Raw genomic sequence first — 19,063 nt, forward strand, 5'->3', positions numbered from 1 at the left:
GATCAGAATCCAAGTCGCAATCCCACCGTCATCGTCTTGGCCGTCGGGTAGCTATAGTGGTCGATGCCAAGCTGGATGGAATTGGCACTGCCATAGGAATTGACTTCGGGATCATACCACGAATAGCCCGTAAGTGTGATCAGGTTCTGGCCGCTGACATAGATCTGCGCTTTCCGCAGCCAATGCAATTCCAGCACCGACACCGGCAGGTTATAACTCAACTGGATGTTCTTGACGCGCAAGTAAGAGCCGTCTTCCACAAAGCGGTTCGACACCTGTGTTTGCGAGGTCCGGCTGATCACGGGATATTTTGCCGTAGGGTTTTCCGGAGTCCAATGGCTTTCATACACGTCGCGGGGCATGTTCAGCGCCTGACCATAGTCGAGGGTTTGGTTGACCGCACTGAGGTTGAAGATGTCGTTGCCTTGTGTGCCTTGAATAAAAATATTCAGCTCAAAGTTCTTGTATGACATCGTGGAATTGAAACCGTATACAAAATTGGGGTTCGGGTTTCCTATGATGCGCTTGTCGCCGATGTCGCGAATTCCGTTGCCGTTGAAATCTTCGTATACGATCCGGCCGGTGTTGTCATATCCTTTTTCCACGTAGCCAAAGAATGATCCGATCGGTTGACCTTCTCTCAGGATATTGATGTTGTCGTTGACCACCGAAATATCGATGGGCGCGCCCAACACATCACTGCCACCATACAATTTCACCACCTTGTTTCTGTTGAATGAAATATTGGCCGAGAGATCCCAACGGAAAGGTCCCTCCAATGCTACACCCCCCAGGGCAAGTTCGATTCCCTTGTTTTGCGTCTTCCCTACGTTTTGAATCGTATAGGAGTACCCCAACGACGATGCGAGCGGCACGGTATTCAGGAGATCACGTGTGTTCTTCACATAAAGGTCAGCCGAAAAGTTGACACGATTCTGGAAGAGACCGAGATCTAATCCGATGTCTGTTTGCGCAGTGGTCTCCCATTTCAAGGGACCCGCCAAACGGTTGGTGGGTGCGTAGTAGGTTGTCAAGGCATCGCCAAAAACGGCCTTACCCGATGCCAATTGATTGAGCGTTGAGTAGGGATCGATCGCGGTGCTACCGGTCTCACCATATCCGCCACGGATCTTAAGGTTGGAGATCACCCGGATGTTCTGCATAAACTCTTCCTCCGACACACGCCAGGCAAGCGATGCAGATGGGAAGCTTCCCCACTTTTGTCCGTCGGTGTAGCGCGAGGAGCCGTCGGCACGGAAGCTCACCGTAGCCAGGTATTTTCCTTTGAATCCATAGTTCACCCGTGCCAGGTAGGATAGCAAAGTCCATTCGGTGAAAGATGAAAAAGGAACACCCTGTGTGGCACCTGCTCCGATGTCGTAGGATTGCTGAACGTCGCTCACGAACCCGCTGGCGGACGTGTTGAGTTGCGTGGACTTGTAATTCTGATAGGTAAATCCAGCCACCGCCGAGATGGAGTGATTGTTAAACTCCTTCACATAACTGATCGTGTTCTCGTTTAGCACGCTGGTGGTTTGCTGTGTATTGATCGTAGCCGAGCCGGTGGAATTCACAAACTTCTTGGTGGTATACAAGTCATTGCGGTCGTCGGTATTTTCAATACCGCCCGAGATCTTGATAGAAAGACCATCCAAAACTTTATACGTGACTGCCCCATTGGCCAGCACTTTATTCGAGCGAATGAAGTCGGATTGCTGCTCGATAAAATTTAACGGGTTGGTGATCACGTTCGAGCCCCAGGAGTAAGCCGTGGAAAGGTTTGTATATGTGCCGTCGGCGTTGTACGGCGAAAAAGTCGGATAGCCCGACAACATCGCCGAGATCAATGAAGCGCCGCGGTTACCCTTGCCTGAGTTTTTACGATCTGAATCGATGCGGCTCAGAATGGTGCTGAGGTCCAACTTGAATTTCTTGCTGATGTCGGTGCTGATGTTGGCGCGAAGCGAGTTGCGCACATAGTCGCTGCCGATAATGATACCGGATTGGTTAAAGTTGCTTCCCGAAATGGAGAACTTTGTGCTCTCGCCACCGCCGTTTACCGTGATGGAATGATTTTGTATGGGCGCTGTGCGCAGGGCTACGTCCTGCCAATCGGTGCCTTTTCCAAAGCTGTTGATCTGGTCTTGGGTGAAGTGCGGGGCCAGGCCATCATTGGCCGCTTGTTCGTTGTAGAACTGTGCATATTCCTGCGCATTCATCATGTCAATTTTCTTGCGGATCTTCTGGAACCCATAGTAACCGTCATAGTCCACCGTGGTCTTGCCGGCCTTGCCACGCTTGGTGGTAATGAGCACCACGCCGTTTGCACCACGCGAACCGTAAATGGCGGTGGCCGATGCGTCCTTCAAAATTTCAATAGACTCGATGTCGGCGTTGTTCAGCAAAGTAGGATTACTGGAATAGGGGAAGCCGTCCACCACGTAAAGCGGTTCGTTGGAGCCCTGTACGGAGTTGGTACCCCGCACGCGCACGCTTATCGGCGCACCAGGCGCGCCCGTGTTTTGCGAAACTTGCACACCGGTAGCGCGGCCCGAAAGCGACTGCATCATGTTGTTCGAGGGATAGGCATTCAGCTCTTCACCTTTCACGGAAGCGAGTGAACCGGTAACATCCGATTTCTTCATTTCACCGTACCCCACCACCACAATTTCCGACAATGACGTAACGTCGGGCATCATCTGCACGCTGAGGTTGGTGCGTTGCCCTACCTGAACTTCCTGTGAAAGGAAACCAATGAAGGTGAACACCAGCACAGAATTCTCATCTGCAACCGACAGCGAAAACTTTCCCTCGGCATCCGAAGTCGTTCCCAGTGTTGTTCCTTTCACGAGAATATTTACGCCGGGTAAAGGTTGGCCTAGGTCGTCGGTGATCGTACCGCTGATCTGCACTTCAAAGGCTTGTTGGTTATCCTGCGGTCCGGGCGCTACGTCCACGGCACCGCGTGGCTGCTTCATGAGCACGATCTGGTTGCCTTCCGATTCAAACCGGATGGCCAGCGGATCCAGGAGTTTTTTCAGCACGTCGGCCAGGCGTTCGTCCGTGAACGTGAGGTTCACTTTTTCGGAAGCGGCGATGATCTGGGGCTGATATAAGAATTTTACGTCGGAGACGCTTTCGATTTTCTGGAGCGCTTCGCGGAGAGAAACGTTCTCCAGGCGAACGGAAACCTTGCGTTCCAGCACTTGTGCATTGCCATCGGCAGCATGGGCCATGCCGAAGAAGGCGATTATACTGAATAGATAAAGACAGGAGACCCTCATAATGAACAATAGCTGTCCATGAACATGACGTTCTTTTTTCATACTTTTGAATGTTTGTCTTGATGTGTTTACGACGGATAGACAATGCCCCTTTTCATCCCTCGGATGAATGTGGCGGCTTTTTGAACCGGTGGTGTTCGAGCACCGCCGGTTTCTTTTTTTGGGGAGTATCTATATTTTCATAGGCGTTTTTTTCTGGTTTAGGATGGGTTAGTATTTTTTAAGGATTGGCACACCCTTTTCCGTAGATCACAATGTGCGAATCGATGATGGCATACGTGGCATTGATGGCTTTACAAATGAGCGACAGCTTGTCGTGCAGGGAAACATCGGTGAGCGACGCGGTGAGGTGGCAATTGGCCAGCACCTGCTCGTCGTAGACGATCTCCACACCGTAGGCATCTTTGATGGCCTGGAAGACCGTGGCCACGGAGGTATCTGTAAATTCAAACTCCTGCTTGGCCACCGGCGTCAGCACGTTGGGGTCTTCCACCAACGACTTGGTCATCTTTTTTTCCTGGCGCGCATACACGACCTGCTGGTTTGGGGTGAGAATAACCCCTTCGACAGTGCCACTGGCCTCTTGTGATTCGTTGGCATTCGAATCCTTTAACACCGACACTTTTCCGGTCTTCACACTCACCCGCACATCGGCCGGGTAGTTTCTCACCGTGAAGCTCGTGCCCAACACGCGGGTGACGATCTCGTCGGTATACACCAGGAAAGGTCTGTCCGGATCTTTTTTTACTTCAAAAAAAGCCTCCCCTACCAGGTCTACTTCGCGCACACCTTTTTTGAAATGCTCCGGATATTGAAGCTGGCTTCCGGGTTGCAGCACGACAATGCTTTGATCGTCCAGTTCGATGGTGATCGGCAGTGACGTGTCGTTCTCTTTCGTTTTGAGGACCACGCCATCACCTTGCGCTATTTTGACATTCGTCATGTGAAAGGTGCGCGACTGGTGCGAGACCCACCATCCCAGTCCAAGGATGATAGCGACCGCGGCCGCTTTGCTGTACCAATGGCTCCACAGGCTTACCGGCTGGGGTGCCGGTTCAGGAACTTGCGCGGTTTGGCGGATGCGTTGCCAGACCTTGTCTTGCAGGTCCTGGGCGGGCAGGAATTGGGGTTCCTCCATCACGGCTTGTATCATGAGCCGCGCTTCTTCGATCTCGTCCATTTGCGCCGGATGCGTGGCGATCCATTCCTTCCAGAACTTGTCCAGGTCCGGACGTGTTCCGGGGGCCGTTACCCAACGAATGAAGTCATCATCACTGGCAAATTCGTCGGCTGTAAATCCTTCGTAGTCTTTCATTTTGATAGAAATCGTTCCCTTTTCAAACGATTTATATACCAAAAGCAACGATTGCAGGATTTAACTCACTTCCCGGTAAAAATAATTTTATGGCCTTGGATGGTCATTAAATGATGGAAAGCCGGGGTGCGGCGTCTGGGCGAGAAGGGGCTTGAAAGGGCTGGGATTTAAAAAAGAAACAGGCAGCAAAGCGAGAGCACATATTTGGCATACTGCTTCATCTGCGCCAGGCCGCGCTGCACGAGGTTGCGCGCCGATTGCTCGTTCACCTGCAAAACCGACCCGATTTCCTCGAACGACAGTTCATCATAGAACCGCAGCACCAGGGCTTCGTATTGGCGCGGTGTCAAATCGTTCAGGAGTTTCTTGAGGCGCTTGAGACGCTGGTTTTGTTTTTCTTCATCGATCAGGTTTTCTTCCAGCGAGGGCGTGGATACCTGCAGGGCATCTTCGATCACAATGCCGTCGGCCGTGAAGAACGAACGCGACGCATCGTTGCGAACCAGTCTGCGACGAATGGAACGATACAAGTAGAAGCGAACGGAAGTGGTCTCAGAAAGATTATCACGGAAGCGCCACAGGTCCACAAACAGATCGTGGATGGCATCTTGCAACGCGGCATCGCCGGCGCCGATCTTTCTTCCGTAGTTGTATAGCAGCTTAAAATATTTTGCGTAGAGCCAGGCAAAAGCCTCTCCGTCACCCGCGCGCATAGCGTCCCATTTCTTCAGCTCCAGATCCATCCGTTGGCCCTTTTGATTGACTTTGAAGCGCTTAAGTAAAGAAATTTATTCTTCACAAACCAACATCATCCTAAATTAAATCGATTGAAATGCTGGCAAATGCATAAAACAAACCCATGCGCCCAATTGAAACAGCCTGTGCCCGCGCACGATTTGCGTCGCAAAAATTCTTTACTGGGCTTCCGCCAAGGCTTTGACCTGCACCAATATCGGGTTCCAGCCCTCGCCATTGTTATAGGTTTCTTTGTAACGACGTTCGCTATCCGCCACGTTCGCGAAGTCGCCTTGGGTCACCGTGAGTAACATTTCATCCTCGTGCGGCTGCAGGGTATAGGTCACGGTGGTATAGTTCGCCGGGATGTCCTCCATCGGCGTGTTGGGGTCGAAGGTTGTATAGGCCAGAAGCCTTGCGTCTTCTTTTTCCACCAGCGTGCCTTTCACCGCTACCAATTCCTTTCCATCGAATACGCCCTTCCAAAGAAAGGGTCCGCCGATCTTCCAATCGGAGTCGATGGTACAACCGAACATATACTGTTCGGTATACTCCGACTTGGTCAGTACATCCCAAACCTTGGTGGCCGAGGCGTGAATGGTGATCGAACTTTTTACTATCAGGGGAGCGCTCATAGGGATCAGATTAAAATGAAAATGGTTTAAGCGTGTTGTCGTTTCAATTTACAACATAACCCTTTAACCTTTCCAGTCGTTTTCTGTTCACCTATAAATTCACACGGTTTGCGGCAAGGTATTTTACCGGTGTGCTTTTCCCAGGAGATTCACTTCCATCCCATTGCCCCACCCCAAACCATGATCGCTGATATTTTTCCGGATGTGGCTTTCATGAATAGTGTAGTCGCCATGCGCCAGCAGGGCAAGGATCTTTCCCGGACGCAGGTGCCAGCTGGCCCAACTCAACGGCGACTCGCCGTACATGTCTTTCGCGGTCTTATCCGCGCCGGCGTCCAGCAACCTTTGGATGACGTCGGCGTCTCCGAATGCCGCAGCGCGGTGCAAGGGTGTCTCCTCTTTCGTCCACACGTCGCGCATGAAGCAACCGGTTTCCACACGAGGTTTTGTGCGACGGTTGGGATCTGCACCGTTGGACAGCAACACCTCGACTACGATGTTGTAGGCCTGACGGTTGGCCTTGCACAACGCGGCGTGCAGCGGTGTCTCGCCAGTATCGGGCAACGGATGGTTTGCATCTGCACCCTGCTCCAATAAAAATTGACAAAGCCTCCAATGACCGTGAAACGCTGCGCCATTCAAATCATAGTTCGCCCCCAGGTCAGACAGGGACGCTCCCTTCGACAGCAAAAATTTTATGGCGCTCACGTCACCGTAGTAGGCACACCAGGCCATGAGCGAAGTGCCACGACTGTCCGCGAACGTAGCGGCGTGATCTTGTGCAACGAAATCGAACACCAAGTCTGTACGACCGTCGGTTATTTTGGTCAGCATGTCCATAGGTAGTTTCGGGTTTGGCCGGAAATAAAATCTACGCTACGAAGATACGCATACGACAAACGCGCCCGCACACCATCGGTCAGGAACACAACGTTGTTTGTGCGGCGCGAGAAAATAAAAAAGCTCCGGACTTTCGTCCGGAGCCGTGGATGAATGTATCATCCAACCTAAACTAATCGCTGAACACCACCATTCAAGATGCATGCCAATTCGTGAATGGCCATATGATATGCGGAATCCCTGTCTTCTATCTCACCCGCTGCACGTCGTCGTGTTCTTTTCGGACGTTCGGAGTCCATGAATGGACACTCGGTCTCTAAAACTTTTTGGTGAATCGCATCATCCCTTGTTTATAAATCATCCTAAACCCGCGATCCCATGAAATCCTCATCGTTTTTGAAGAAACTCACTTTGGTATGCACCGGCCTGCTCATGGCGTTCGCCAGCAGCGCGCAGCCCGGTCCCGTTAAATCCGGTTTTGCCCGCGTGGAGTACATCCTTAGCCAGCTTCCGGAAATCCGTCAAATCGAGTCCACCATGCAGTCGTTACAAAAGCAACTGGAGAATCAAGTCCAAGCCAAGAATGAAGAGCTGAAAAAGAAATACGCCGAGTTTATAAAAATAGGTCCAACGGCTCCCGAGGCCGTTCGCAACAATGCGCAGCGCGAATTGCAACAACTACAGGAAAACCTGGAAATCCTTCAGCAAGACGCACAGACTACGCTGGAAAAGAAACAAACGCAATTGATCGAACCCGTGTATGTAAAGATCGGTAAGACCATCGAGGACGTCGCCAAGGAAAACGGTTTTCAACTCGTTTTCAGTGACCAGACCGGGGGTGGACGTATGTTGCTATATGGCGACCCTTTATTGGATATTTCGGATCTGGTTCTGAAAAAAATGGGCGTTGTCGCCAAGACACCGGGAAATGGAACAGGAAATTGAAAATCGCCGAATAACGGTAACCCTATTGGCCATGTCCATTCAGAACCGGTGTGAATAGCCAACGATCAGCCCGAAGAAGCAATACGTGGCTTGAATGTCGTGAAGATAGCCGTGCAGAAAATTGCGCTCGTCCGGATTGTCGAAGTTCATAAACTGGATGGTGTCGTGGCTGGAGCCCCAGCTGTACCGTGCCGTTCACGGAAAATGGATGTCGAATCCAGGAAGCTCATCGCGGCCGGGTTGTAGTAGACCACGCTGTTGTCATCGGACGCGGCTACCGATGAACCGGAAAGCAAGGCGGCGTGCGTGCCGAACTGTTGGGTCCAGTAGTGTGTGTCTTGCGCCATCCTAAACCAGGAACCACGAGGAGCAAAAAATTCCACAACGCATATAAAATTTCATGGCGTATGCTGATGACGCTTTCAAGGTTCGAAGAGTGTCGTATACGGCTTCAGCGCGTGGTGACTCACCGTAAGTGCCTTCACCACGCCCAGCAACGGGATGAACAGCACCATGCCCGACAATCCCCAAATCATGCCCCCCACGACCACGGCGGTGAAAACGACCATGGAGTTCATTTCCATTTTGCTGCCGATCAGCTTGGGGCGGAGGAAGTTCTCCTGGCTCAGGTTCACGATGTACAACGCTACGGCTATTAGCACAACCGACAAAGCGGAATCCTTTGTCACCCAGGCAAAGAGCAGGATGACTACAAAGGCGATCAAATGGCCGATATAAGGGATCAAGCTCAATACCGCGTAGAACACACTAAAGAAAAACGCATGCCGCACGCCCAGGGCCAGCAGGATAACAAACGTGACCAGTGCGATGACGCCGGTGAGCAACAGCGTTCCCGAAAGATAGCTCTGAATGGAAGTTCGCGAGTTTTTTAGCAACAGCCCCAGGAACTCCAGGTGATCGCGCTCAAACCGGTGCCGGACAAAGCGTTTGATGTTGCCCCGGAACGCCAGCATGAAAAAAAGATAGATCGGCACCAGCAACAACGTGACCAGGTCTTCTCCAATCATGCTTACTTTGCCCGCCAGCCACGGCAAAGCTTTGAGAATGGGATCGCTGGCTGACTTGCCTTCGGCAGATGGGTCGTAAAGTGTCACGCCCGTTGACGTTTGGATCCTGGTCATCAAATCCATGATCTGTTCTTTCATTTTGGAATACAGAACAGGTTCGTGCTCCAATATTCGCACCGCCTCATAGATCAGGTAGACCAGAATAAAGCCGCTCACAAAACAAAAGATCAACACCGAAAACAACGAAGCGGTGGTCCGGCCGATGCGTCGTCTTTCGAGGAAGCAACACAAAGGGTGGAGAATGAAAGAGAACAAGAATGCCCAGGTGAGCGGCACCCACAATCGTTGCCCGATGACCAATAGCGCAATGGTGCCTAAGATGAGCAGCACTCCATACGCGGCCGCTGCGAGATTTTTATTTTCGTTCATGAGAGGGTTTTATGACGTTTACGATTCCAGGGTAAAGTATAACCGATAGATGAAAATGATTTGGTAGACGATCACGATAATGACAAACGCTCCATGAAATCTTTCGTCCCGTATCTTCATGGCCAAGAGGCAACCGATCACATGCAACAAAATGTACGCAAGGTATTCGTTCCCCAAATGGGTCAAGTGGTTGACCCCCTTTAGCAGCGTATCCACAATATCCAACAAAAACGTTAGCCCCAGCGCGCCGAAGAACCACCGGCGACGTGAGTAGAAATAATCCTCATAGCCCGTATAGTCGTTGATCTGATCGGGGAACAATAAGGAGGCACTGACAAAAAAGAATGCCGTGTAAACAATGAGATAGAAGTAGCTGAGAAAATTCCAGTTCGTCAGGGTGTGCAACGAAAACTCCCACCACCAGAAATGCGCGATGAGGAGAAACAAATAAAAGACCCACAACAAGTGGATCCAGTAGGGCTTGTCTTTTCCGGGATGCTCCACAAATTTAACAACGCCTTTCAACAAGTGGGTGATGCTCAACCCGAGGAGGATGCCCATGAGCATCCGGATGTGAAAAAATTTATCCATGCTGATAACAGGTTTAGGGTGGAGAAACAACGATCACCAAGTTAACGAACAATCGCAACTTATGGAATAGTGAATCGGTGAGTTTGATCGTGGGTTAGGAGGAGAGGATGTGGCAAAAGACTTGTCAAGGCTAAGCCCGGTTACCTGTCTGTTTTATAACCCCGGACCGAATGCCGGGGGTTACTCGTCAGTTGACTTGATTGCTCACTCAAAAAAAAATCAGGGCAACAAAAGTCACCCTGATTCAAAACAACACCAAAATTCAGGACAAGGATTTCCAAACAACGCCCGTCTAAAAAGTTCCCAGGATTTCTTCAGTCTGAATTCTGATTCCGAATTCCGACTCCCCAATTCTGGCTCCTGGCTCCTGGATTCTGGCTCCTGATTTCATTTTCCCCAGAACCTATCCTCCTGAAAGATATCCTCCGAATAGATCCTGGCATGCGTGATCTTTCCATTCTCTACCGTGTAGATATCGACGTTTCCCACGTCGAGCACTTTTCCCGTTGGCTGTGCCGCTGTCCAGCGGAGGCGTACGGCCACGGTGTTGCCGTTTGTGCCGCATTGCTCGATCGACGAAAGCCGTAGCGTTCTCTCGGACCATTCGCCCATGATGCGGCCCATTTCCATGACCTCATCAGCGGATTTTTTGGTTCCGGATAGACGGTTGTTGCCGGGTTGCTCCCATTGCACCTGGGGATGCAGCATTGATTTTACTTTTTCGCGATCGTGTTGCTGCACGCCGAAGAGAAATTCGCGAACCACCTGGTCGGGTTGGGGTGGCGTGGCCGGTTGTTGCGCATAGTTCTGAAATGCCACACTGGTCATCAGGAAAACAAAGGTGCTTATCTTTTTCATGGGTCGTTGGGATTAAGCGGTTACTTGTTTCAAGCCTCTGAATTGCAAAATGGCCATGGCCGCTACCCAAAGAGCTACCGCTGCAATGAACGCGTTGCCGATCAACGTGATCGCTACCGGCTGCAGCAACAGCAACAGGATGCTGGCCACTACCCAAAGCGTATCCAACACAATGATGAGCCTGATGCGACTCGTGTTCATCGGGTTTCGGCGGCCTTCAAAAAAAACAAACCCGGCAAAAGCCAACAGGAAGATCCCGGTTTCTAAAAAAGGCGATACGCTTTCGATGCCGAAGAGACCGGCAAAGAAATCAGAAAACAAAACCAGCAGAAGGCCGGTAGCACCGGAGCTTACCGCGTTGATGAGGAGAACATTTCTAAGTGTAAACATAATCGTATTGTTTTTTGGTGATTGAAAAATTATAAGACAAAAGTATAGCGCCACACCAACGCGGCATTTACCTTTAGGCGCCATTCGGTTACCCTTTCGCGCCATACTAAAAAAGGATGAAAGGGATGTTGACCGGGAAGACTACTTTTATAGTATGGAAGCACATCAACGACAATTTATTCTCAGCCTGCTCGGCTATGCGGTGCAGAAAGGTGTATCGCCACAGCCCTTATGCAAGCTGGCGCAAGTGAACCTGGAGGCTCTACAAAAAGGAAAGGCAGATGCCCTGACACCAAAACAAACGAGCGACCTCTGGCTCCACGCCAGCCGGCTTTGTAACGACCCCTTGTTCGGTTTGCATTTTGGCGAATCGCTGCAACTCGCCGCGCTCGGTGTGGTGGGGCAGATCATCCAGGCCAGCAACACCGTGGGCGACGCGTTGACGATCGCCAACTCGCTCAGCTACCTCGTCACAGACCTGTTCACTATGGAGGTGAAGCACGGCCCAAAAACATTTAGCATTCAACTTATACCACGTCCACAGGCCGAGCAAGAATGGCCTTTCCTCTTTACTCAACTGCGCGACATGCTCATGGTTTTCATCATTCACGAATTGGACGGCTTGCTGCTGGTAAAGATCCATCCTACGTCGGTGAAATTTCCCTATCCGAATGGAACCGACCTCACCGAATATGAAAGAGTGTTGCGTTGCAAGCCCTCGCGCAAAGGCGACACCTATGCATTGGAATTTGATAAACGCTATTGGAGTGAACCCATTCTTACGGCGAACTACGAATTGCAAAGTCTTCTCCTCAAGACGGTGAATCGCGGCACGCCGGCATTGAAATCCAAACCAGCCTTACAGAATCGAATTCAGGAATACCTCATGGCCAATGCTTACCTCGGCATTCTTTCGTTGGACGATGTGGCTTCCAATTTCAACGTGAGCACGCGGAGCCTTCAACGAAAATTAAAAGAAGAAAACGTGACCTTCCAGGAACTGGCCGACACCGTGCGGAAGGCGTTGGCACTGGAATATGTAAAGAAGGGCGATCATCCCATCAAGGAAATATCACACATGCTGGGCTATAATGAGTTGAGTGCGTTCTCGCGGGCGTTCAAGCGATGGACGGGCAAAACACCTTCCCACCTGGCGTGAGCGTTACTGATTTTATTATTTATGGGGAACGTGTTGATCGAGGAAGCGCTTGCGGGCAGCGTCCCAGTTTTGCATCACCTTGTCACGGCCTTTGTTCAACTCATCGTTTGTTTTGTTAAAGTCGTTGATGCCTTTGTTCATGGCGTCGAGACTCTTGTTGTAGGCATCCACATCCGCCTGTTTGCGGCTGGAGGCGGGCTTGGCGTCGAAGGCTTTTTTTATTTTTTCAAACTCCTCGCGTTTCAGCATATAGTCGGACAACACAGAGATGCGCGATGATTCATTTTTTTGAAATTCCAGGACCTTGCGGCAGGCGGTGACCAGGGAGGCGTCGCCGTTATACGGTTTCAACGTATCGAGACGGCTCAGGCCTTCTTCCGAATATAGCTTCAATGCATTCTTGCTTTGCTCCATGCCGTTCAAATCTGCTTTGTTCAAGGCATCGATCATGTTGCTTTCCTGCACGCTGCTTTTGAAGCTGATCAGGAAAAGTTGCCGGGCATAGTTGTTGACCCTGCTGGTCTCGTTGAGCTTGCGATCCAACTTCGTGCTCTGGCCTTGGGTGAGCTGCACGTTGTGGCTGGCCGCGAACGTCTGGTATGCCTCGGGCACCTTGTTGTAGGCTTCCTTCAGTTTTTCGTCCACTTTATCCTGTAACAGCAAATAACTTTCCATGGCATCATAGGAGCGCTCGGCCACTTCTTCCATATCGATGATCTTGCTATAGTCTTCGTTGAAAATGGAGAGCAACACCGTCCAATAGTTTACATAAGCATTGCGCAGGGATGCATCGCCTTCAAAAGGTCTGAGCTTGTTGCCTTCGCGGATGGCCAAACGCACGGCGGCAATAAGTTCCTGGCGTCGCTTTTCCATCTTTTTGGCGCGCACCCCGTGGGCTACTTCGCTCATGTAGCTCAAATATTTTAACGACAGGGTTTCTTCCTGACCCGAGAGGAACGTCATATGCTCGACGGCGGTCATGGCCAACGTTTTTCCTGTCCCCAAAAAAAGGGTCAAACCCAGGACTGCGGTAGCTAACATTTTAGTCATCACTATTTTTTGAAGGTAGTTATGTAGTCACAAAGAATATGAAAAGCTTCTTCCAAAGAAATATCCTGCTGCATTTTTTTTATCCAGGCGGCATGCAGGTTCCGCGTGTATTCATCCATCGCGAGGCGCTCCTGCTCGAAGCCGGTGCTGTTCACCGTATAGGGCGCAGGAGCCTCCCGTTCCTTCTCCAAATTTTGGACGATCTGCATGTGCTTATCACGCAGGGTCATGAAGTCGGCCCAAAACAGCGGCACGGGGTCGTCATTCTTTTCCAGTAACTGACCATAGGCCGTTAAGGTTTTGAACGCCTCTACCGTGGCCACGCGTTTCTGGCTTTTGGCTTCCAGGTAGGCGATGGGTAATAACGCCAGGGGCTGGTAGTATGTTTTCTTCTGCACCGAATCCGAAGGCAACGTCTGCGCCTGGTCTTCTTCGCGAAGTCCGAGAACGTCAAGCACATCGGGGAGCGCGATGTCCGGTGTTACGCCCATGCGCTGGGCGGTCTTACCCGTGATGCGATAGATCTTTTCGTGGGTCACCGAAGCATAGCCGTACAGGTTCTTCACGGAGGCAAAATTCGCGGCCGTGCTTTTCGGATCGAGCGAAAATATTTCCTGCGCCGTGGCTTTCCCGTAGGTGCGGCTTCCCACGACGATCGCGCGATGATAATCTTGCAAGGCGGCCGCCAAAAAATCGGATGCCGACGCGCTCAAGGCATTCACCATGAGCACCAGCGGGCCGTCGTAGATCGTGCCGCGGTTCACGTCTTTCACCGACACGATCTCACCGGCGCGGTTCTTCATCACACCAATGGGGCCTGCATCAATAAAGATCCCGGCAAGGGCCACGGCTTCTTCCAGCGATCCACCGCCGTTGAACCGCACATCGAGAATGAGTCCGTTGATGTTTTCTTTTTTGAGTTTGATGATGGCCTTCGCCACATCGTTGGCACACCGCGAACCACCGGCATCGCCCCAGTTGGAATAAAATCCCGGCAGAAAAATATAGCCGATCTTTTTTTCTCCGTCGATCACAAAACTGCGGACCACATTTTCTTCGTCCGATATTTTCTCTTTGCGCAGCGTCACTATTTTTTGTTCGCCGCTCACGTTCTTCAATTCAAAATCCAGGCTCAGGTGGTTGGACTCGTCCATGATGGCCCCGACCTCGTCGAGGTCCATGCCGCTGAGATCGATCCAGTCGCCTCCATCCCAGCGCAGGCGTTGAATGATGTCACCCACAAATACCTGTCCCGATTTCCACGCCGGACCTCCGGGCGCAAGCCGGTCGACGACTGCATCACCCCATTCGTTGTCTTTTAGCGTCACCCCAAAATAAAGCCCTTGCGTGCTCAGCGAGGCCATGAACGTTTCCATGTCTTTGGGCGACATGTAGGCGGTATGTGCATCGGCGCTGCCGGCCATCGCGTGCAGAAACGCAACTCCGACATAATTTTCATAACCCGAAGGATGAAAGAGAATGCGCTTGCCCCGGGCGATGTTGTTTGTCTTCACCTTGCCGCGCACTTCCGGCTCGTGTTTCTTCAAAAATTCCTCGGGCCGTTCGTTGGGGAATTTTGTTTTCATTTCCGCGAGGCGTGCAAGGGTCTCGTACTTGAGTGCCAGGCGCCACCGGACGTTCAGCGCCGTTTCATCTTTTGCCCAGGTGGTATCACTCACGTAATACTCTTTCGTACTGAAATCAAAGGGTCCCTGGGTGTATTGCAGAATGCTGGACGACGACCGGGCGAGACATTTCTTGTAGGTTTGGGCAACCGTGGAGAGGAAGCTCCAATTCTTGCCGTTCAGTTCATCGTCGATCTTGTCGCGGAAGGGTTTGAGGGTTTGGATGTCGGCTTCGGTGAAGAGCATGCGATCCGGATCGAGGTCGTCGAGAAAATTATCGAACACCACGGCAGAGAACGCATCGTTGATCGCGGGAGGACTGAAATGTTTTTGTTGAATAACGTTCTTTAACAGGAACGCTTCGGTCTTGAAATTCGTGGCCGACTGCGCCGTGGCGGTGAGGGCACACATCCATCCCAAGGCCATCGCGCTGGGGCCAAGCACAATTCGGAAGAAATAACGGGACATTGCTGGTCGATTATAAGCTCATGACAGTTCACATACCCGCTACCACGAAGAGAGGTTCGGCCGGGGGATGCTGTGAAAATACAGACGCATTTTTCAAAAACCTAATGAAACCCTGGCGATCCATAAACCCGGATAAATTAACGGTCTTTCCGTGCACCCGTTTGAAACGCAACCGCCCGAACCCGCGCGCATTCTTTCGCAAACGCCGTTCTATTTTAAAAAGTAACTCCTTACTTTCACAGCTTAATTCACCCTTCGCCGCATGACCTCGCCGCCTTTCCGGTCCTTAAAACATGCACACCCGTGGACAGAGATCGTGGCCGGCGCTTCGTCCTTTATGGCCACCGCCTATATCATCGTGGTCAACCCTTCGGTGTTGAGCCAGGCGGGGATGCCGTTTGCCGCCGTGCTCACGGCCACCGTGCTGGTATCTTTTTTTAGCAGCCTGATGATGGGACTCTATGCGCGCAACCCCATATTGGTGGCGCCGGGCATGGGGCTGAATGCGTTCTTCACTTTTTCTGTGGTCATGGGCATGCACGTCGCGTGGCCGGTAGCGTTGGGCGCGGTGTTCTGGGCGGGCGTGATCTTCTTTTTGCTTTCGGTGTTCAATATCCGCACGCATATCGTTAAAGCGATCCCCATGCCGTTGCGCTATGCCATCACGGCCGGGATTGGGTTGTTCATTGCGCTGATCGGGTTTGTGAATGCCGGTTTCATCGTGCATCACCCGGCCACGGTGATCGGTGTGGGCAAGCTCAATCCGTCGTTGCTGGTTTTTCTTTTTGGTGTATTGATCACCGCAGCACTCATCATCCGTCAGGTGAAAGGCGCCGTGCTGTTAGGTATGCTCGCTACCACCCTGGCGGCGTTCACACTGGGGAGATGGTGGGGTGGTCCGGATCCCGTCGTGCATTGGAACGGTCTTTTCTCCGCGCCCGACTTCAGTTTGCTTTTTTCACTCGACCTGGTTCACTCGCTGCAATGGGCATTAGCACCCGTCGTGTTTGCCTTTGTCTTTACGGGCATGTTCGATGGACTTTCCACCTTCGTCGCGCTTTCCGAAGCCGCCCACCTCACCGACGAGAACGGCGAACCGCGAAATATAAAACGTTCGTTGATTACCGACGCGACGTCTACCCTGCTGGCGGGCTTGTTCGGCTCCAGCCCGGGTACGGCCTACATTGAATCGGCCGTGGGCATCGAAGCCGGCGGACGCACAGGATTGACCGCCATCACGGGCGCGCTATTGTTCTTGCCGTTCTTATTTCTGTCGCCATTGCTCACGGCCATTCCCGCGATCGCCACAGCGCCGGCGTTGGTTTTGGTTGGTGCGTACATGATCCGCCCGGTCACAAAAATTCGCTGGCAACATATGGACGAGGCCATCCCCGCGTTTCTCGCCATGGTGCTCATCCCTTTCACCTACTCCATCACGCAAGGCATCATTTGGGGATTTCTCAGTTGGACTGTGTTGAAAGTCAGTCACGGCAAAACAAAAGACGTGCCCCTCGCCCTTTGGATCATCGATGCCTTTGCCCTGGTGGCGCTTACTTTAGAATAAAACATTCACTATGCTCAGAACGATCATTTTCTTTTCCGTTGCCCTTTGTTCCGCGTCATCGCTCTGTGGGCAAGGCATTGTAGAGATCAAGCCCGCCGCACGCATGGACACGGTGATGACCGATATTACCGGCATTCTGGGCGCGTTTCCCGAGGAAGTAAAATTCCTGGCCACACAAATGCAGGACAAAACCGAATTTGTCATTCAGCATTTATCGTTCACGGAAGGAAAGCTCAACGGACAACACGTGGTGCTGGCACAAACGGGCATCGGCAAGGTGAACGCATCGCTCACCACCATTTTGTTGATCGAACATTTTCATCCCAAGGCCATCGTTTTCACCGGCATTGCGGGTGCGATCAATCCCACCCTGGCGCCCGGCGACCTGGTCATCGGCACCACCCTGGCCCACCATGACTATGGCGCGCTCACCCCTGCCGGCATTCAACGCCGCCCTACGCGCGACCCGGCCACCATGCAGGAGAATCCCATCTACTTTCCCTGCGACACCAGCCTGATCAACCTAGCCCAACGGGCTGGAAAGAATTTGACACTGGAAAAGATCAAAAGCCCGCAAGGCCTTCGTTCACCCAAGATCATCAGCGGCGTCATTGTGACCGGCGACGTGTTTGTGTCTTCCGAGAAAGCCACGCAGGAACTTCAAAAGCAAATGCATGCCGAAGCCACGGAAATGGAAGGCGCGGCGGTAGCGCAGGTGAGCTATCAGCAACACACTCCCTTCCTGGTCATCCGGAGTATGAGCGACAACGCCAGCAGCACCGCCCATGCCGATATTGAAACGTTTTACCAGGTCGCCGCCCGCAACTCCGCAAACCTGGTCATGGCCATTATGGCGGCCCAGGGAAAATCGAAAAAGTGATTCATTTCCAAAAAAAATCTATCTTTATCTCTGTTAGCTGCCGCTGACCCCGTAACAGCCGGCAGTTCTGATCACAAAATTTTTTCTTCACTATCGATCGCTATGAAAAAATTATTCTATGCGGGGATGATCCTCCTTGCTGTATTCGAAATCCTGAAAGTTTATTTCATCATGCCCATGCCGGGCAGCCAGGAGATCCAAAGTCTTGACGTTGCCTATTCCCTGCATTCTTACCGCTGGTGGTTCAGGGTTGCTTTTGGCCTGATGATCATTGCGGGGTTCCGGGATGCCTTCCAGGTCAAGCACCGCTGGATACCCGCTGCCGTTGGCGCGTTGGCTATGGTGGTGGTCTATTATTTTAATTTTAAAATGACCGCGGACAGCATTTTCTCACAGCCGGAAAAAGTCACATTTAAATCGCAGGGCGAAAACCAAGTGAACGACAGCAGCCTTGTGATCGCCGTAGAATATAAAGGCATTGCCAAAGCTTATCCCATCCGCTACCTCTCTTACCATCACCAGGTCCAGGACACGATCGGCGGAAAAAATATCATCGTCACCTATTGTAATGTGTGTCGCACGGGTCGCGTGTTCGAGCCCACGGTGAACGGGCAACACGAGAAATTCAGGCTGGTGGGCATGGATCATTTCAATGCGATGTTCGAGGATGCGACTACCAAAAGCTGGTGGCGCCAGGCCACCGGTGAAGCCGTAGCGGGATCGCTGAAAGGACAGTCGCTGCCCGAAGTGGAATCTTTCCAAACCAACCTGCGCAAGTTTTTTGAGTTATATCCAAAAGCCGTGGTCATGCAACTGGATGCCGTGTCGCGCACAAAATATGATTCCACCGGCCGATTCGAGAAGGGCAAAAGCAAAGGCAAGCTCACACGCACCGACAGTCTTTCGTGGAAAGACAAATCGTGGGTGGTGGGCATCCAGGCCGGCAACGCCAGCAAGGCTTACGATTGGATCCAGCTCACCGAGAAACGCATCATCAACGACAATGTGGGTGGCAAGCCGGTGGTGTTGGCCCTTTCTGGCGATGCACAAACCTTCGTGGTATTCGAACGCCCATCCCAAACCGAAGAGTTCACCTTGCGGCAAGACACCCTCTTTGCGGGGGACAAACCCTACGACCTCTCCGGACGCAACCTCTCCACCCCAGACCAGCGCCTGCCCCGCGTGAAAGCCTATCAGGAATTCTGGCACAGCTGGCGCACGTTCCACCCGGACACGGAGAAGTTCGAATAAAAATTAACCGGCGTTT

Annotated in this window: 16 protein-coding genes; 5 read left to right on the forward strand and 11 right to left on the reverse strand. The window is 51.9% G+C overall.

The window, feature by feature from the left end; all coding sequences use genetic code 11:
• Positions 1-2 precede the first annotated feature (2 nt).
• The 5 genes from D4L85_RS05315 to D4L85_RS05335 form a co-directional block, all read right to left on the reverse strand.
• Entirely contained in the window at positions 3-3,326 is a 3,324-nt protein-coding gene (locus D4L85_RS05315) for a TonB-dependent receptor (RefSeq protein ID WP_228450782.1), read from the reverse strand.
• Positions 3,327-3,504: 178 nt separating this feature from the next.
• Positions 3,505-4,599, reverse strand: a complete 1,095-nt coding sequence (locus tag D4L85_RS05320) for a FecR family protein (RefSeq protein ID WP_160143558.1) — start codon at positions 4,597-4,599, stop codon at positions 3,505-3,507.
• Positions 4,600-4,766: 167 nt separating this feature from the next.
• Entirely contained in the window at positions 4,767-5,342 is a 576-nt protein-coding gene (locus tag D4L85_RS05325; RefSeq protein ID WP_119753340.1) for an RNA polymerase sigma factor, read from the reverse strand.
• Between the two features lie 171 nt (positions 5,343-5,513).
• Positions 5,514-5,969: an SRPBCC domain-containing protein gene (locus D4L85_RS05330; protein ID WP_119753341.1), complete on the reverse strand. Its 456-nt coding sequence runs from the start codon at positions 5,967-5,969 to the stop codon at positions 5,514-5,516.
• Between the two features lie 123 nt (positions 5,970-6,092).
• Positions 6,093-6,809, reverse strand: coding sequence for an ankyrin repeat domain-containing protein (locus D4L85_RS05335; RefSeq protein WP_119753342.1), 717 nt, complete (start codon positions 6,807-6,809; stop codon positions 6,093-6,095).
• A gap of 378 nt (positions 6,810-7,187) precedes the next feature.
• Between D4L85_RS05335 and D4L85_RS05340 the strand changes: the two genes are divergently transcribed.
• A complete protein-coding gene (locus D4L85_RS05340; RefSeq protein ID WP_119753343.1) occupies positions 7,188-7,754 on the forward strand; it encodes an OmpH/Skp family outer membrane protein in 567 nt (188 codons plus the stop codon).
• Between the two features lie 422 nt (positions 7,755-8,176).
• Here the strand turns inward: D4L85_RS05340 and D4L85_RS05350 are convergent, their stop codons facing one another.
• The 4 genes from D4L85_RS05350 to D4L85_RS05365 form a co-directional block, all read right to left on the reverse strand.
• The gene (locus D4L85_RS05350; RefSeq protein WP_119753345.1) at positions 8,177-9,211 is read right to left on the reverse strand and encodes an AI-2E family transporter; all 1,035 of its coding nucleotides are present in this window, start codon (positions 9,209-9,211) and stop codon (positions 8,177-8,179) included.
• A gap of 18 nt (positions 9,212-9,229) precedes the next feature.
• A complete protein-coding gene (locus D4L85_RS05355) occupies positions 9,230-9,802 on the reverse strand; it encodes a hypothetical protein (RefSeq protein ID WP_119753346.1) in 573 nt (190 codons plus the stop codon).
• A 387-nt stretch (positions 9,803-10,189) separates the two neighbouring features.
• A complete protein-coding gene (locus D4L85_RS05360; RefSeq protein WP_228450783.1) occupies positions 10,190-10,660 on the reverse strand; it encodes a nuclear transport factor 2 family protein in 471 nt (156 codons plus the stop codon).
• A 12-nt stretch (positions 10,661-10,672) separates the two neighbouring features.
• A complete protein-coding gene (locus D4L85_RS05365) occupies positions 10,673-11,050 on the reverse strand; it encodes a hypothetical protein (RefSeq protein ID WP_119753347.1) in 378 nt (125 codons plus the stop codon).
• 154 nt (positions 11,051-11,204) lie between these two features.
• On the opposite strand from D4L85_RS05365, the gene D4L85_RS05370 reads away from it, so the two are divergent.
• Positions 11,205-12,209: an AraC family transcriptional regulator gene (locus D4L85_RS05370; RefSeq protein WP_119753348.1), complete on the forward strand. Its 1,005-nt coding sequence runs from the start codon at positions 11,205-11,207 to the stop codon at positions 12,207-12,209.
• Between the two features lie 15 nt (positions 12,210-12,224).
• Here the strand turns inward: D4L85_RS05370 and D4L85_RS05375 are convergent, their stop codons facing one another.
• The gene (locus D4L85_RS05375; RefSeq protein ID WP_160143559.1) at positions 12,225-13,190 is read right to left on the reverse strand and encodes an LIC11966 family surface protein; all 966 of its coding nucleotides are present in this window, start codon (positions 13,188-13,190) and stop codon (positions 12,225-12,227) included.
• A gap of 71 nt (positions 13,191-13,261) precedes the next feature.
• The gene (locus D4L85_RS05380) at positions 13,262-15,352 is read right to left on the reverse strand and encodes a carboxy terminal-processing peptidase (RefSeq protein ID WP_119753350.1); all 2,091 of its coding nucleotides are present in this window, start codon (positions 15,350-15,352) and stop codon (positions 13,262-13,264) included.
• A 262-nt stretch (positions 15,353-15,614) separates the two neighbouring features.
• On the opposite strand from D4L85_RS05380, the gene D4L85_RS05385 reads away from it, so the two are divergent.
• The 3 genes from D4L85_RS05385 to D4L85_RS05395 all read left to right on the forward strand — a co-directional run bounded on the left by D4L85_RS05385 (position 15,615) and on the right by D4L85_RS05395 (position 19,047).
• On the forward strand, positions 15,615-16,916 hold the full coding sequence (locus D4L85_RS05385; protein WP_119753351.1) for an NCS2 family permease: 1,302 nt from the start codon (positions 15,615-15,617) through the stop codon (positions 16,914-16,916).
• Positions 16,917-16,926: 10 nt separating this feature from the next.
• Complete coding sequence (locus tag D4L85_RS05390) at positions 16,927-17,796, forward strand: 5'-methylthioadenosine/adenosylhomocysteine nucleosidase (RefSeq protein WP_228450784.1); 870 nt, start codon at positions 16,927-16,929, stop codon at positions 17,794-17,796.
• A gap of 102 nt (positions 17,797-17,898) precedes the next feature.
• Positions 17,899-19,047, forward strand: a complete 1,149-nt coding sequence (locus D4L85_RS05395) for a DUF3179 domain-containing (seleno)protein (protein ID WP_119753352.1) — start codon at positions 17,899-17,901, stop codon at positions 19,045-19,047.
• Positions 19,048-19,063: the final 16 nt, after the last annotated feature.

Source organism: Chryseolinea soli (genome assembly GCF_003589925.1).
Classification (GTDB): domain Bacteria; phylum Bacteroidota; class Bacteroidia; order Cytophagales; family Cyclobacteriaceae; genus Chryseolinea; species Chryseolinea soli.

Coding starts and splice junctions, on each gene's coding strand:
- D4L85_RS05315 (WP_228450782.1), bottom strand. CDS start 3,326: ATGAAAAAAGAACGTCATGTTCATGGACAGCTATTGTTCATTATGAGG.
- D4L85_RS05320 (WP_160143558.1), bottom strand. CDS start 4,599: ATGAAAGACTACGAAGGATTTACAGCCGACGAATTTGCCAGTGATGAT.
- D4L85_RS05325 (WP_119753340.1), bottom strand. CDS start 5,342: ATGGATCTGGAGCTGAAGAAATGGGACGCTATGCGCGCGGGTGACGGA.
- D4L85_RS05330 (WP_119753341.1), bottom strand. CDS start 5,969: ATGAGCGCTCCCCTGATAGTAAAAAGTTCGATCACCATTCACGCCTCG.
- D4L85_RS05335 (WP_119753342.1), bottom strand. CDS start 6,809: ATGGACATGCTGACCAAAATAACCGACGGTCGTACAGACTTGGTGTTC.
- D4L85_RS05340 (WP_119753343.1), top strand. CDS start 7,188: ATGAAATCCTCATCGTTTTTGAAGAAACTCACTTTGGTATGCACCGGC.
- D4L85_RS05350 (WP_119753345.1), bottom strand. CDS start 9,211: ATGAACGAAAATAAAAATCTCGCAGCGGCCGCGTATGGAGTGCTGCTC.
- D4L85_RS05355 (WP_119753346.1), bottom strand. CDS start 9,802: ATGGATAAATTTTTTCACATCCGGATGCTCATGGGCATCCTCCTCGGG.
- D4L85_RS05360 (WP_228450783.1), bottom strand. CDS start 10,660: ATGAAAAAGATAAGCACCTTTGTTTTCCTGATGACCAGTGTGGCATTT.
- D4L85_RS05365 (WP_119753347.1), bottom strand. CDS start 11,050: ATGTTTACACTTAGAAATGTTCTCCTCATCAACGCGGTAAGCTCCGGT.
- D4L85_RS05370 (WP_119753348.1), top strand. CDS start 11,205: ATGGAAGCACATCAACGACAATTTATTCTCAGCCTGCTCGGCTATGCG.
- D4L85_RS05375 (WP_160143559.1), bottom strand. CDS start 13,190: ATGACCGCCGTCGAGCATATGACGTTCCTCTCGGGTCAGGAAGAAACC.
- D4L85_RS05380 (WP_119753350.1), bottom strand. CDS start 15,352: ATGTCCCGTTATTTCTTCCGAATTGTGCTTGGCCCCAGCGCGATGGCC.
- D4L85_RS05385 (WP_119753351.1), top strand. CDS start 15,615: ATGACCTCGCCGCCTTTCCGGTCCTTAAAACATGCACACCCGTGGACA.
- D4L85_RS05390 (WP_228450784.1), top strand. CDS start 16,927: ATGCTCAGAACGATCATTTTCTTTTCCGTTGCCCTTTGTTCCGCGTCA.
- D4L85_RS05395 (WP_119753352.1), top strand. CDS start 17,899: ATGAAAAAATTATTCTATGCGGGGATGATCCTCCTTGCTGTATTCGAA.